Source organism: Natronobacterium texcoconense (assembly GCF_900104065.1).
Classification (GTDB): Archaea; Halobacteriota; Halobacteria; order Halobacteriales; family Natrialbaceae; genus Natronobacterium; species Natronobacterium texcoconense.
This window is the reverse complement of sequence record NZ_FNLC01000003.1, coordinates 111,907-125,732: the sequence shown is the minus strand read 5'-3', so window position 1 is coordinate 125,732 and position 13,826 is coordinate 111,907. Positions and strand designations below refer to the sequence as shown.

Annotated in this window: 12 protein-coding genes; 8 read left to right on the top strand and 4 right to left on the bottom strand. The window is 63.7% G+C overall.

Annotated features, from left to right (window positions below; translation table 11 throughout):
* Positions 1 to 66: 66 nt before the first annotated feature.
* Together BLR35_RS14200 and BLR35_RS14195 are read left to right on the top strand one after the other, a co-directional pair.
* Positions 67 to 2,100, top strand: coding sequence for a MutS-related protein (locus BLR35_RS14200; protein ID WP_090383277.1), 2,034 nt, complete (start codon positions 67 to 69; stop codon positions 2,098 to 2,100).
* Positions 2,101 to 2,174: 74 nt separating this feature from the next.
* A complete protein-coding gene (locus BLR35_RS14195) occupies positions 2,175 to 2,696 on the top strand; it encodes a hypothetical protein (RefSeq protein WP_090383274.1) in 522 nt (173 codons plus the stop codon).
* Positions 2,697 to 2,710: 14 nt separating this feature from the next.
* On the opposite strand, the gene BLR35_RS14190 is transcribed toward BLR35_RS14195, so the two are convergent.
* A complete protein-coding gene (locus BLR35_RS14190; protein ID WP_090383271.1) occupies positions 2,711 to 3,043 on the bottom strand; it encodes an ArsR/SmtB family transcription factor in 333 nt (110 codons plus the stop codon).
* A 196-nt stretch (positions 3,044 to 3,239) separates the two neighbouring features.
* Positions 3,240 to 3,551, bottom strand: a complete 312-nt coding sequence (locus BLR35_RS14185; protein WP_090383269.1) for an ASCH domain-containing protein — start codon at positions 3,549 to 3,551, stop codon at positions 3,240 to 3,242.
* A gap of 103 nt (positions 3,552 to 3,654) precedes the next feature.
* On the opposite strand from BLR35_RS14185, the gene BLR35_RS14180 reads away from it, so the two are divergent.
* From BLR35_RS14180 to BLR35_RS14175, 3 genes are all read left to right on the top strand, one after another.
* The gene (locus BLR35_RS14180; protein WP_090383267.1) at positions 3,655 to 5,079 is read left to right on the top strand and encodes an amidohydrolase family protein; all 1,425 of its coding nucleotides are present in this window, start codon (positions 3,655 to 3,657) and stop codon (positions 5,077 to 5,079) included.
* Between the two features lie 82 nt (positions 5,080 to 5,161).
* On the top strand, positions 5,162 to 5,329 hold the full coding sequence (locus BLR35_RS20355) for a DUF1059 domain-containing protein (protein WP_139169302.1): 168 nt from the start codon (positions 5,162 to 5,164) through the stop codon (positions 5,327 to 5,329).
* 257 nt (positions 5,330 to 5,586) lie between these two features.
* Positions 5,587 to 6,717: an ORC1-type DNA replication protein gene (locus tag BLR35_RS14175; RefSeq protein WP_090383264.1), complete on the top strand. Its 1,131-nt coding sequence runs from the start codon at positions 5,587 to 5,589 to the stop codon at positions 6,715 to 6,717.
* A gap of 44 nt (positions 6,718 to 6,761) precedes the next feature.
* Here the strand turns inward: BLR35_RS14175 and BLR35_RS14170 are convergent, their stop codons facing one another.
* Positions 6,762 to 7,028, bottom strand: coding sequence for a DUF7553 family protein (locus BLR35_RS14170; protein ID WP_170831038.1), 267 nt, complete (start codon positions 7,026 to 7,028; stop codon positions 6,762 to 6,764).
* Between the two features lie 300 nt (positions 7,029 to 7,328).
* On the opposite strand from BLR35_RS14170, the gene BLR35_RS14165 reads away from it, so the two are divergent.
* Positions 7,329 to 8,423, top strand: a complete 1,095-nt coding sequence (locus BLR35_RS14165) for a DUF4397 domain-containing protein (protein ID WP_090383256.1) — start codon at positions 7,329 to 7,331, stop codon at positions 8,421 to 8,423.
* Positions 8,424 to 8,600: 177 nt separating this feature from the next.
* Complete coding sequence (uvrB, locus tag BLR35_RS14160) at positions 8,601 to 10,658, top strand: excinuclease ABC subunit UvrB (RefSeq protein ID WP_090383253.1); 2,058 nt, start codon at positions 8,601 to 8,603, stop codon at positions 10,656 to 10,658.
* Between the two features lie 36 nt (positions 10,659 to 10,694).
* On the opposite strand, the gene BLR35_RS14155 is transcribed toward uvrB, so the two are convergent.
* Entirely contained in the window at positions 10,695 to 12,824 is a 2,130-nt protein-coding gene (locus BLR35_RS14155; RefSeq protein ID WP_090383250.1) for a PKD domain-containing protein, read from the bottom strand.
* 141 nt (positions 12,825 to 12,965) lie between these two features.
* Between BLR35_RS14155 and BLR35_RS14150 the strand changes: the two genes are divergently transcribed.
* Positions 12,966 to 13,823, top strand: coding sequence for a hypothetical protein (locus BLR35_RS14150; protein WP_090383248.1), 858 nt, complete (start codon positions 12,966 to 12,968; stop codon positions 13,821 to 13,823).
* The last annotated feature ends 3 nt before the right edge of the window (positions 13,824 to 13,826 follow it).

The following is a 13,826-nucleotide window of genomic DNA, read 5'->3' as shown; positions in this document are numbered from 1 at the left end:
TGTCACGAATACGGGAGCAGGGCGGGAACTTTTTCTCGCTTCGGTTTGATACGATCCTCGAGAACTATGGATCTCGAGTCGATCCCGGGCGTCGGCGAGAAGACCGCCAGGGCACTGTCGGAACTCGACGAACCCGAGCGCGCGCTCCGGGAGGGGGACGTCGCGACGATCGCGACTGCGCCCGGTATCAACCAGGGGCGGGCCGTCCGCGTCGCCCGCGGAGCGATTCGAGCCAAACACGACGATCCGGGTGGCTTTCTCGCGACCGACCGCGCGCGCGAGATCTACCGGGAGGTCCTCGGACTACTCAAGGAACGAACGGTCACCGACTACGCCGCCCAGCGCGTCGAGACGTTCTACCCGAGTCCGCGCCGCTCGCGCATCGAGGAGGTCCGGGAGTTCACGAGCGACGCCGTCGAACGTGATCCCGACCCTGCCCTTCTCGAGGCTCTGGACGGCGTCTCCCCGCTCGTCCAGCCCGGCGACGTCCGGGTCCGCGAGCGGTGTCTGGCGACGGCCGACGCCGAACGCTACAGCGAGGCTCGAGAGGCGATCCCGGAACTCTCCGTCGAAATCGTCGACGACGCCCAGGGACTCGCGGAACTCGCCCGTGGCTACTCGACGGTGGTCGCGATCGACGAGTCGTTCTCGGGCGTCACGATCGAAGGCGACGTCCAGGTCAGGCCCGACGCCCTCGAAAACCCCGCGGAGATCGTCCCCGAGCGCCCGCTCGCCTTCTTCGCGCGCAACCGGGATCGCATCCGGGCGGCGATCGAGGTCCACCGCGCCGCCGACCTCGAGATCGACGCCGACGCTGACGCCGATCTCGATGCGCTCGAGGAGGGACTCGAGCAACTCGGCGAGGACGGCGCCGTCGCGGGCGACGAGGAACTCGACCGCCTGACGATCGCGATCGACGACCTCGAGACGGCCGCGAGCACGGCAGAGAGCATCGCCAACGATCGGCTCCGCGAGGCGATTCGCGAGGAGGACGTCACTATCGAGGGCGCGGACCTGCTCTCGCTGGTCGAACGCGGCGCGGGCGTCGACTCCCTGCTCTCGCGGGAACTCGCCGACGAGTACGCTGCAGCAGTCGAGGACGCCCGCGATCACCTGGTCGAGGCGCTCGACCTCGGCCCTGGCGAGGCCGAGATCGCTCGCCGCGCGTTCGTCGACGAGCCGACGTTCCCGGTCGAGCGCGACGAGAACGTCGTGAGTAGACTGCGGGAGGAACTCACTGCAGCGAAGGAACGACGCGCCGGCCGGCTCAAACGTGACCTCGCGGCCGACCTCGCCGATCAGCGCGAGACCGCTCGCACGCTCGTCCGGGAAGCACTCGAACTCGACGTCGAACTCGCGATCGCCCGGTTCGCCGCGGACTTCGCGTGTACGATGCCCGAGTTCGAGTGGGACGCCGACACCGGATTTGAGATCGAGAACGGACAGTCCCCAGTACTGGAGGAACCACTCGAGGAGATCGACCCCGTCGACTACGGAGTTTCGGGCGTCACTCTACTGTCGGGGGTCAACAGCGGTGGGAAGACCTCGCTGCTGGATCTCGTCGCGAGCGTCGTCGTGCTGGCACACATGGGGCTACCGGTGCCGGCTGACGACGCCCGCCTGCGGCGGTTCGACGACCTCCACTATCACGCCAAAACCCAGGGGACGCTGGACGCCGGCGCGTTCGAGTCGACCGTCCGGGAGTTCGCTGACCTCGCCCAGAGCGGCGAGGGATCACTCGTCCTCGTCGACGAACTCGAGAGTATCACCGAACCCGGTGCGAGCGCGAAGATCATCGCCGGCATCCTGGAGGCGCTCTCCGAGAACGACGCGACTGCGGTGTTCGTTTCCCACCTCGCGGGTGAGATTCAGGAGATGGCCGACTTCGACGTCACCGTCGACGGGATCGAAGCGGTCGGACTGGTCGACGGCGAACTCGAGGTGAACCGCTCGCCGGTCAAAGACCATCTCGCGCGGTCGACGCCGGAACTGATCGTGGAGAAACTGGCGACGGACGCCGGCGAGGCGGCGACAAACGGCGGTTCCGAGACGGTTGCCGCCCCCGCCTTCTACGATCGGTTGCTCGAGAAGTTCGAGTGACCTGGTCCGGTCTGTTTTCCGACTCAGAAACTGCACTGCGGGGGCTATATGGATCGTCCGCCAACTCCTGGTCGATGACGAACACCCCGAATGTCACCCCCGCATCTGCCGATCGATCGTACACTCGTCGAACCGTTCTGGCCCTCGGAGCCGGGGCCGGGACAGTCGCACTCGCCGGCTGTGCTTCGGTCGCTAACTTCCTTGGAGACCTTGTTCTCGACGACGTAAACGTATTCAACGGCACGGATCAGGAGCTGTCCGGCTCGATCGAGGTGACCGACCCAAGCGAGACGCTCGTCCTGGACGAGGAGTTCGAGGTCGTCCCCGAAGAGGACGAGGAGGACGACGACGTCGACGAGGACTCCGGTCAGGTCTACGCGGACGTGTTCACCGACGACGGGGAGTACGTCGTTTCGATCACGCTCGACGAGGACAGTGCGATTGATGGGGAAACGACCGCAGAGGCGACGGTCGAGATTACCGACACGGAGGAGGATCACATCGCGGTCCTGCTCGGGGCGGACGGTGCAAACGGCCCGATCGAGGTCGTCGTGATTCAGGAGTTCACCGACATCGGAGAGTACGTCGAGGAGTAGTACCGACGCGACAACTACCGAGCACTCGTCCGTACGACCTCTAACTCGGGCCCATCGTCCGTTACTGCGACCGTTATCTCGTTGATTGCGTTGCGATACACCTTGCAGTGGTGGCCGTCGCACTTGATGTCGGTCGTTACCTCGACCAGGTCGTTCTCCTCGAGACTGTTCAATCGCCGGTAGACCGTCACTTTCGAGCCACTGCAGTGTTCCGTCAGCTCTGTTGCCGTGGCTGGACCGTCGGTAAGCGCCTCGAGAATTTCGCTGACGTATTCGTCACTGAGCAGCGAGAGCACGGTTTCTGTATCGAGCGACTGCTCCACTGGAGGAACCATGTGTCGTGGCATATCTTCCCGTACTTTCCGACCTATTGTCAGTACTGTGATGATAATAACGTAACTAACGATACTATCGATACTACAGATACTATCGGTACAGAGCTCTATCTGCTCACTCTCGTCGAGTCGAACCGGAACAGCATCGACTCCAAGTAACTCCCGAACCGACGATTCAGCCTTGATTCTCTCACATTGGCAACTCGAGCTACGCCACGGGTTCGAATCGGTGCAGGAACGCGGTACTCTCGTCGTCCCACTCGGTGTCGTGAGTTCGTTCGATCCGCCGTTTGTACGCTTCGAGGTCGTCCGATCCTTCGGCCTGGGCGTCCTCGTCGGTGAGATCACCGAGTCGACGTTCGGTCACCTCGAGGACCTCGAACGTCGTTCCGTCGATTTCGAACGTGTCGCCTTCCTCGGCGTGTGGATCACCGCGATGGATCTGCGTGATTTCGCCCTCGAGGACGCTATCTCGGAGCCGTTCGGCGGGAAGCAGGTCGCTCGCATCGATCGTTTCCATACTCGAGACGAACGGACCGGGGTTAGTAACTCTACTGGTTGGATTAACAATGGCTGCTGCACGCTCGAGGTGACTTTACGTATCCCTCTGCCGACGGGTCGGTATGGACCTCGCGATCACCGACACGCTCGCGCTCACGATGGCCGACGACCGACTCGGTATTCTCGAGGACGCGACGATTGCAATCGAGGACGGCGAAATCGCGTTCGTCGGACCGGCGAATGAGTTCGAGGGCGACGCCGACCGGACGATCGACGGCTCGGGTCGGGTGACGATGCCCGGACTGGTGAACGTCCACGCCCACACCGACCTGACGCTGCTGCGCGGCGGCGCACAGGACGTCCCCGAAATCGAGTGGATGAACCGCGCGCTCGGCCCGCTCTCGGAAGCGATGGAACACGAGGACCGCATCGCCGGCGCACGGCTGGGCGTCCTCGAGGCGCTCCGGTCGGGCGTGACGACGGTCGGCGAGTACACGCAGGATGCACGCCGGATCGTCGACGCGGCCCACGACCCCCTCGGCGCTCGTGTCGTCGCCGCGGAGACGATCAACGCCGTCGACGACGCAGCTGCTGACCTCGGACCCGACGACCCGTATCCGCTGGACGAGACACAGGGACGAGCGGGACTCGAGCGCAACGAGGACCTGTTCGACGCCTACGTCGACCACGACCGGGTCTCCTGTCTGTACGGGCCGCAGGCGCTCGATATGGTGCCGCCGGAACTGTTAGAGGAGATCCGCGACCGCGCCGAGGACCGCGACCGCGGCATCCACATGCACGTCGCACAGGGCGAGCGCGAACAGCGCCAGATAGAGGCCCGCTACGGCGAGGACGAGACGACCGTGAGCGTCCTCGAGGACCTCGGGCTGGTCTCCGACCGGCTGCTCGCGGCCCACCTCCACGGGGCGACCCAGGAGGAGCGCCGTCGACTCGCGGAGGCGGGCGTTCGGATGGCCGCGAACCCGAGTTCGATCGCCGCCATCGACGGAATTACGCCGCCGATAGTCGACTACCGCAACCGCGGCGGCGTCGCGGGCATCGGGACCGATCAGGCACCAGGGCCGGGCGGACACGACTTCCTGCGAGAACTCCGGACGATGGCCTTGCTCGCGAAGACGAAACGCACCGATCCGACCGCGTTCCCCGCGTGGGCGGCGCTTCGCGTCGGGACGATCGAGGGCGCTCGCACGCTCGGCATCGTCGACCGCGTCGGTTCCCTCGAGGAGGGCAAACGCGCGGATCTCGTGGTCTGTGACCTCGAGCATCCCTCGGTCGCGCCGACCGTCTCGGAGCCGCTACACACCGCGGTACCGAACCTCGTCTACGGCGGTTCGGGAAGCGTCGTCGAGACGGTCGTCGTCGACGGCGAGGTGGTTCTCGAGGACGGACGACTCCAGACAGCCGACGAAGACGAGATTCTCGAGACCGCTACCGAGCGAGCGACGGTCGTCTTCGAGCGGGCGAGCGACGACTGGCAAAGTGCCGATTCGGTGCTCGTCGACCGCGCCGAGAACGGCTGGCTCTGAGGTCGCCGACGATTCCTCGGGTGCGTAGTGCCCGTCGTCTGCAAGGCGTAGCCCTTCCTGCTGGCGAAAATTCCTCTATGGTATGGTGTACCAATTCGAGTGTTCGGAGGGGCGCTGTGAGTTCCTGATCCGCTCGGGCAGTGCCGACGAGGTGAAACGACTGGCACGAGCACACGCCCGCATGGTCCACAGGGGCCGGATCGAGACGGCGGACCTCGAGCGAGACGTGGAGCGGATCGAACTGGCCTGATACGGATTGCTGTAACGGTTTACCGGCGCAACCGCGACCCATGCGGCGGCTGCGCCGGAAATGACTTACAGTAAACCGTATGTCTGGTCCCTGTGGGAGCGACGCCGAACGGTCGCAATCGCTCTCGAGGAGGACGTCTCTCACGTGGAGACCACGCTCCTCGACGCCCTCGTTCGTGTGTTCGCTGCGTTCGGGCTGTGGTCGATCTTCCGTCGCTCTACGAACAACTAAGTGGTTTCGTGAGCGTGGTGAAAGTAATGGCAGACGACCCCGAAGAGGGGATGTTGTCGTGGGACGAATCCGTCTTTAGAGACGAGCACGTCTTCGAAATCGACTACGTCCCCGAGACGTTCAAACACCGCGAGGGCCAGATGGAGACGCTCACGTACGCCCTGCGCCCGGCGGTTCGGGGATCACGTCCGCTGAACGTGATGGTCCGTGGCCCGCCCGGGACGGGGAAGACGACGGCCATCCAGAAGCTGTTCGACGAGATCGGCACCCAGACCAGCGACGTCTGGACCATCCGCGTCAACTGTCAGGTCAACTCGACGCGGTACTCGGTGTTCTCCCGGCTGTTCGAGGGAACCTTCGACTACGAACCACCGTCGTCGGGCATCTCGTTCAAGAAACTGTTCGGCCAGATCGCGGAGAAACTCGTCGAGGAAGACCGAACCCTCGTCGTCGCGCTGGACGACGTCAACTACCTGTTCTACGAAAACGAAGCCAGTGACGCGCTGTACTCGCTATTGCGGGCCCACGAGGAACACCCCGGCGCGAAGATCGGCGTCATCGTCGTCTCCTCCGACCCCGCCCTGGACGTCATCGACGAACTCGACTCCCGCGTCCAGAGCGTCTTCCGGCCCGAAGACGTCTACTTCCCGGTCTACGACGCTCCCGAGATCGTCGACATCCTCGACGAACGAGTCGAACGCGGCTTCAACGACGGCGTCATCGGCCGCCAGACCCTCGAGTACGTCGCTGAACTCACCGCCGAGAGCGGCGACCTGCGGGTTGGGATCGACCTCCTGCGGCGGGCGGGGCTGAACGCCGAGATGCGCGCCAGCCGAACCGTCGAACGCGAAGACGTCGAGGATGCCTACCAGACCTCGAAGTACGTCAACCTCTCGCGAAGCCTCTCGGGGCTGACCGACAACGAACGAGCGCTGCTCGAGGTGATCGCCCACAACGACGGCGACCAGGCCGGCGACGTCTACGAGGCGTTCCACGAACGCACCAACCTCGGCTACACCAGATACTCCGAAATCGTCAACAAACTCGACCAGCTCGGGCTGATCGAGGCCGAGTACACGGAGGTCGACGGTCGCGGACGTTCCCGGTCGCTGTCCTTGGCCTACGAAAAAGACGCCGTATTGGACCGACTCGAGTAAGAGGCCGTGGGCCCGTCAGTTGCCGCCCGAAAGGTGAGAGCCAGTTACGCTTGATCCACTCCTTCCCGGTACTCTTCGGCCGCCTCGAGCGCGCTCTCGAGCTGATCCTCGGTGTTCCCGTCCGCCCGCTCGCTGAGCTGTCGAATGTCGTTTAGGTGTTGGTCGAGAACTGCGTGGTCCGGTTTGTGGTCGCCGACGACGTAGTCGCGGAACGCGTCCGCGGTTTCGTGGATCTCCCCTCGAACGTCGTCGTCGGCCGATTTCGCCGCCTGCTCGAGGTCGTCGCGGGCTCGTTTCAGTTGTTCGGACATGGACGCCGCTTCCACGACCGGTCCCATAATCGTTGGCCGAGCACGGGCCACGTACCGTCGGCGTACGTACTCGAGGCCGGAGAAACGTCATCCTACACCGGTGTACGCAGGAGTTACCGGTCGTCGACGACCGACGGATGTCTCCGAGCCCGAATTCTGGACGCTGTTGGTATCGTGTCAATGGGCCGGTACAGCGTTTCATTCCGACATTTCCGATCCGATATCGCCGGAAACGGTGAAACAACTCCTGATACTGACTACCGGCTTTTTCAGAACACGGTCCTCCTACTCTCACGTATCATGCCCGTATCACGACGTTCGGCGCTCAAGACGATCGGTTTCGCGGGTGGCCTCACGGTCGCCAGTGGCACTGCGTTCGCCAAAGAACACGACGACGGTCCGAAAGAGGAGCCGAAGGAACCAGTTGAAGACGACGAGAAGCCGGTAGCACCCGTCGACGCGGCGTTCGTCCGGGTCGCACACTTCTCGCCGGACGCGCCGAACGTGGACGTCTACGTCGACGGCGCGCCGGTGCTCGAGGACTTCGCGTACGGTGAGATTTCGCCGTACCTCGAGCTCGAACCCGGGACGTACACGGTTGCAATCACGGCCGCTGGCGATCCCGACGCCGTCGTCTTCGAGGACGAGGTCGCAGTTGAGGCGGCTTACTACACGGTCGCGGCGATCGGCGAACTCGAGGCCGAGACGTTCCGACCGGAGATTCTCGTCGACGCCGATCCGCTCCCCGAGGATGGCGAGGATGCGGCGTTCGTCCGGGCCGCACACTTCTCGCCCGATGCCCCCGCGGTCGACATCTGGGCCGACGACGCGCCGCTGGTCGAGAACGTCTCGTTCGAGGACGTCTCGGAGTACCTCGCGGTTCCCGCCGGTTCCTACACCCTCTCGATTCGACCCGCCGGTGACCCCGAGACCGACGTGGCGACGTTCGACGTCGACCTCGATGCCGGCGGTGTCTACACCGGCTACGCGATTGGGTACCTCGAGCCGCCCGAAGACGTGACCGATCGGGACTTCACGGTCGAACTGGCGGTCGACGGCCCGCTGGATGCCGAAGGGGGCGACAACCCGACGGACGAGAAGGAGGAACCAGCGGACGAACCGAAGAAGGACGAGCCTGTCGACGAGAAGGAGGAACCAGCCGACGAACCGAAGAAAGACGAGCCTGTCGACGAAAAGGAGGAACCAGCCGACGAACCGAAGAAAGACGAGCCTGTCGACGAAAAGAAGGAACCAGCTGACGAACCGAAAGACGTCGAACCGGACGAGAAGAAACGTGACGAACCGGTAGCGAAGAAGGAAGCCGAGCCGAAAGCGGACGAGAAGCAGGTTGCCGACGGCAAAGAGAAGGCAGCACCGACCGAGAAGCAGTATTAGTCGCGGTAGCGTCGGATTGTCACCGGAGTGAACGCCACTCGACGAATCCTCTTTTCGGAGTCCAACGCCGGTCACCAGCAGACGGTGAATGAGGTCTCCGAAGAACGGAGCGAATCGGCAAGTCGGCCACGTTCGTCATGCGAGCGCGTCAAGTGTCTCGAGTCCCTGAACCCGATAATGAGTGACTCTCGAGGGCCGCTACAGCCGGACCGTCCCGACGTCGACCGTCCGTTCGAGGTCGATGCACCGTTCGAACCGGCGGGCGACCAGCCCGAGGCGATCGAACAGTTGGCCGAGGGCTTCCGGCAGGGGATGGACAAGCAAACCCTGCTGGGCGTGACTGGCTCGGGCAAGACCAACACCGTCTCGTGGACGATCGAGGAGATACAGAAGCCGACGCTGGTGATCGCCCACAACAAGACGCTCGCGGCGCAGTTGTACGAGGAGTTCCGGAACCTCTTCCCCGAGAACGCCGTCGAGTACTTCGTCTCCTACTACGACTACTACCAGCCCGAGGCCTACGTCGAACAGACCGACACCTACATCGACAAGGACGCCTCGATCAACGACGAAATCGACCGCCTGCGGCACAGCGCGACCCGCTCGCTCCTGACGCGCGAGGACGTGATCGTCGTCGCCTCCGTCTCCGCCATCTACGGCCTCGGTGACCCGCGCAACTACGTCGACATGTCGATGCGCCTCGAGGTCGGCGAAGAGGTTGGCCGCGACGAACTGCTGGCGCGGCTGGTGGACCTGAACTACGAGCGCAACGACGTCGACTTCACGCAGGGTACCTTCAGAGTGCGCGGCGATACCATCGAGATCTACCCGATGTACGGCCGCTACGCGGTACGCGTCGAACTGTGGGGCGACGAGATCGACCGCATGGTGAAGGTCGATCCCCTCGAGGGGACCACCCAGGGCGACCAGCAGGCCGTCCTCATCCACCCGGCGGAGCACTACTCGATTCCGGAGACGAAACTCGAGCGTGCGATGGAGGAGATTCGCGAGGACCTCGACAAGCGAATTTCGTACTTCGAGCGCAAGGGTGACATGATCGCCGCCCAGCGCATCGAGGAGCGGACGACGTTCGACCTCGAGATGATGCAGGAGACGGGCTACTGTTCGGGGATCGAGAACTACTCCGTCTACCTCTCGGATCGGGAATCGGGAGAAGCGCCGTACACTCTGCTGGACTACTTCCCGGACGACTTTCTCACCGTCGTCGACGAGTCCCACGTGACCCTTCCGCAGGTTCGTGGCCAGTACGCCGGCGACAAGTCCCGCAAGGACTCGCTGGTCGAGAACGGGTTTCGACTCCCCACTGCGTACGACAACCGACCGCTCACGTTCGAGGAGTTCCAGGAGAAGACGAACCAGACCCTCTACGTCAGCGCGACGCCAGCCGACTACGAGACCGAGCACAGCGACCAGGTCGTCGAACAGATCGTTCGGCCCACCCACCTCGTCGACCCCGAGGTCGAGGTGTCGCCGGCCAGCGGCCAGATCGACGACCTGATGGACCGCATCGACGAGCGCATCGAGCGCGACGAGCGCACGCTGGTGACGACGCTCACCAAACGGATGGCCGAGGACCTCACGGAATACCTCGAGGAGGCCGGCGTCGACGTCGAGTACATGCACGACGAGACCGACACCTTGGAGCGCCACGAGATCATCCGCTCGCTGCGACTCGGCGAGATCGACGTCCTCGTGGGGATCAACCTCCTGCGGGAGGGACTGGACATCCCCGAGGTCTCGCTCGTGGGGATTCTCGACGCCGACCAGGAAGGGTTCCTGCGCTCGGAGACGACCCTGATCCAGACGATGGGTCGGGCCGCACGAAACGTCAACGGGAAGGTCGTCCTCTACGCCGACGACCCCTCGAACGCGATGGAATCCGCGATCGAGGAAACCCGGCGTCGCCGGACCATTCAGCAGGAGTACAACGAAGAACACGGCTTCGAACCAACCACGATCGAGAAGGAAGTCGGCGAGACGAACCTCCCCGGCAGCAAGACCGAAACCACGCAGGTCTCCGGCCGCTCGATCGACGACGAGGAGGAAGCTGCCCGTTACATCGCCGAACTCGAGGACCGGATGGAAGAAGCCGCGAGCAACCTCGAGTTCGAACTCGCGGCCGATATTCGGGATCGAATTCGGGAAGTGCGTGAGGAGTTCGACCTCGAGAGTGAGGAAGACGAAGGGATCGCGCCGCCGACCGAGGAGTTCTGAGCGTCGTAGCGTTCGGTATCGACGCTTCTGGTGTAGTCACTGTGACTCGTCCGCCTTCGGAGGCTCTCTCTTCGACGCCAACCAATCCACTCCGCTCTCCTTCGGTCGTGTGTAGACGACGTATCCAAGGAGACCGAACCCGCCGAGAACAGTTGTCGTCGCAGTCCCGAGTACGACACTCCCCAGTCGATCCCGCGAGACCGAAACCGCGCTGATGTCAGCACCGACGGACGGCGTCGGCAACAGGTCGAGTTCCTGTGGATCGCCGTCGGTCGCGTTCGCAGCCTGGCCGTCGTCCGTTTCGTTCGAACTCGCGGTGACGGTGTAGGACTCCTGGACCCGATCGTGAGCCGTCGAGACGGTTAGCGTGTAGTTCCCGGGTCGGTTCGGTGGCGTGTACTCGAGTGTGACCGACCCCGTCTCGTTGCTGCCGAGTTCGAGGGTCGTCCGGTCGACGGTCGAGGTCTCGTTTTCGGCGGTGACGTCGACCAGATCCGGTACATCGCCGGTGTTCGTCGCCGTAACGTCGATCGAGGTCGTCGAACCTCCCTCGAGCGAGAGTGGCATCTCGACGTCGCCGATCTCGACGTGCGACGCGCCGGATTCGGCCCAGGAGGGTATCGCGTCGGCTTCGATCGTCGCGTTCGTCGATTTCGTGACGTCGAACTCGTCTCGAACCACGACCGAGACGGTGTAGTCGCCCAGCGATTCGACTGCAAACTCCGTGGTCGGCGAGGAGGACCGTGTTATCTCGAGTCGTTCCCCACTCTCGTCGTGCAGTTGCCAGTTGTAGGATTCGACGCTGACGTTTCGCTGTTCGACCTCGTGGATCGCGGTCGCGGCGAACGGTTCGTGCGTGTTGGTCCGGTCTGGCACCTCGAGGCGTAGTTCTCGGTCCAGTGTGTCTACAGGAATCGACCTCGTGACGGTGGTTGTACCGTCGTTTTCGCCCTCGAGACTCGCGGAAACGTCGATCGGATCCGGATCCGTCGCCGAGACTTCGATCGACTGGTTGTCCGTCGCCACTTGCGCTCCGTCGACGAACCAGGTTATCGATTCGGCGGTCCCCGTCTCCGCTTCGAGGGTCACGCTCGCGTTTTCGCCGATCGGAACCGGTTCTGGATCGACGTCGAACGATCCGGTGATCGCCCCGTCGAGGTAGACGGTCTTCCTTTCGTTTCTGTCGAGGTCTACTCGCTCGGGCGACTCCACGTCGTGGTATCCCTCCGGACCGTGCGTCTCGACTTCGATTTCGTCGCCGATCCCGATCAGCCCCGCGTTACCGTCCGGACCGGTCGTCGTCGTGTGGCTGACCGTTGCACCGCCGTTGCTGTGCGTGTAGGTTACCGTCGCGTTCTCGATTCCGGTTTCCGACTCCGAATCGCGGACGTACCAGTGGAGCCGGTTCGACTCCGGGAGGGTGACCGTCCCGACGTCGACGGGTGTTTCAGCGTCCTCGATGGTGACCGACTCGATCGCGTAGAAGTCGACCAGGTCGTTTCGCACGAGTTCGTCGCCCTCGAGCACGCGTTCGTCGACGTAGACGAGGTCGTACGTTCCGGGATCGTCCGGAGACAGGGTGAACGAGCCGTCGTCGCCGGTTTCGGTCGTGGCGACCTCTTCGTCACCGTCCAGCAACTGGACGACGTCGTGGTCGCCGACCTCGTCGCCGGCGTGGACGACCGTCCCTTCGACGGTCGGTACGGCGACGCGAACCGTCTCGGTGGTTTCGTCGCGTCGGTCGTCGTCAGTTATCACTTCGAGGTGAACCTCCGTCGATCCGGGTTCCTCGAACGTGTACTCGTAGGTCGGACTCGAGGTGATCTCCATGTGTTCGCCGTCGCCCTCGTCGACCCGCCAGACGTATCCCGCTATCTCGTCGTCTCCGGGATCGGAACTCGAGGCGTCGAACGTCGCGGACGTCCCGGCTTCGATCGAGGAGGGTGCATCGAACGAGGCGGTCGGGTCGACCGCGGTTTCGTTCTCCGACGATTCGTTCCCCTCGTTCGCGAGGACGGACGCCTGTTGCTCCTGGCCGGCGTCTACTCGTTGCTCTGCGTCGGTTGTCGCCGAGGCGAGGCCTGTTCCCGCGAGTAGCGGTACGGCGATGACTGTGAGGAGGGCAACGACGAGACACCACCTCGTCGGTGTTGGGGACCCGTACATTCACTCAGTAGTTAGATTACGGACATGAAGAATGTTTTCGACGCGCGGTACAGGATTTCGCGCGATCGAGCGCCGATCGCTCGATCGCCATACTGTCCTGAAAGCCGTCGGATATATGTGTTGGGAATCTAACCTTCTCGTATGGACGATCGAGACGCCTGGTCCAGACGGCGTTTCGTCGTCGGTGCCCCGCTGCTCGCGGTCGGAACGGGTGGCTGTATGCGATTCGCCGCGGACGATGGCCCGCTCGTGCCGACGATCGAAGACGTCACGGTCCCCGAAGAGACGCGTGCTCGCGAACCGGTTCCCGTCGACATGCAGATCGCCTACGAAGGTGACGAAGAGCAGGACGTTCGGGTTGCCGTCGACGTCGACGACCGACTCGCCAGTATCGAAGAAGTGACGCTCGAGCCGGGCTCGACGAGGCAGTTCGAGACCGCGATAACGCTGTTCGAACCGGGCGAACGACGGCTCTCCGTCGAACTCCGATATCACGAATCGTTCGACGAGTGGGCCGGGACGTTCGCCGTCGTTGGCCAGCCACTGACCCTCGAGTGGGAAGAGACGTTCGTGCCCGCCGACCACGCCGATACGTCGGCCGACACCCGAAACCTTGCCTTTGCCTGTTTCGAACTGCGATTGCGAGACGGGGACGACGTCATTGCGACGTACGACGTTGGCTCCGACGAGGACGTCGAATTCGACGCCGGCGCGTATCCGGCACAGTCGATCGAGGACGACCGACTCGAGGAGTTCGACGGGGAGCGAGGTCGCTGGCTCGGCACCGACGATCGACGGACCGACCTCCTCTTTCTCGATCACGAAGCGTTCTACCGTGCCGATACGCTCGAGCTACACGGCTACTCGCTCCTCGAGAACGAGACGACGGTCGAAGCCCGCACCGACGAAGAGACGATCGACGAAGCGTTGGTTCCGTCACGCGACGATGGCGAAGCGGTGATCGAAATCGATCTCGAGGAATCAGCCGACGATTCTTGAGCT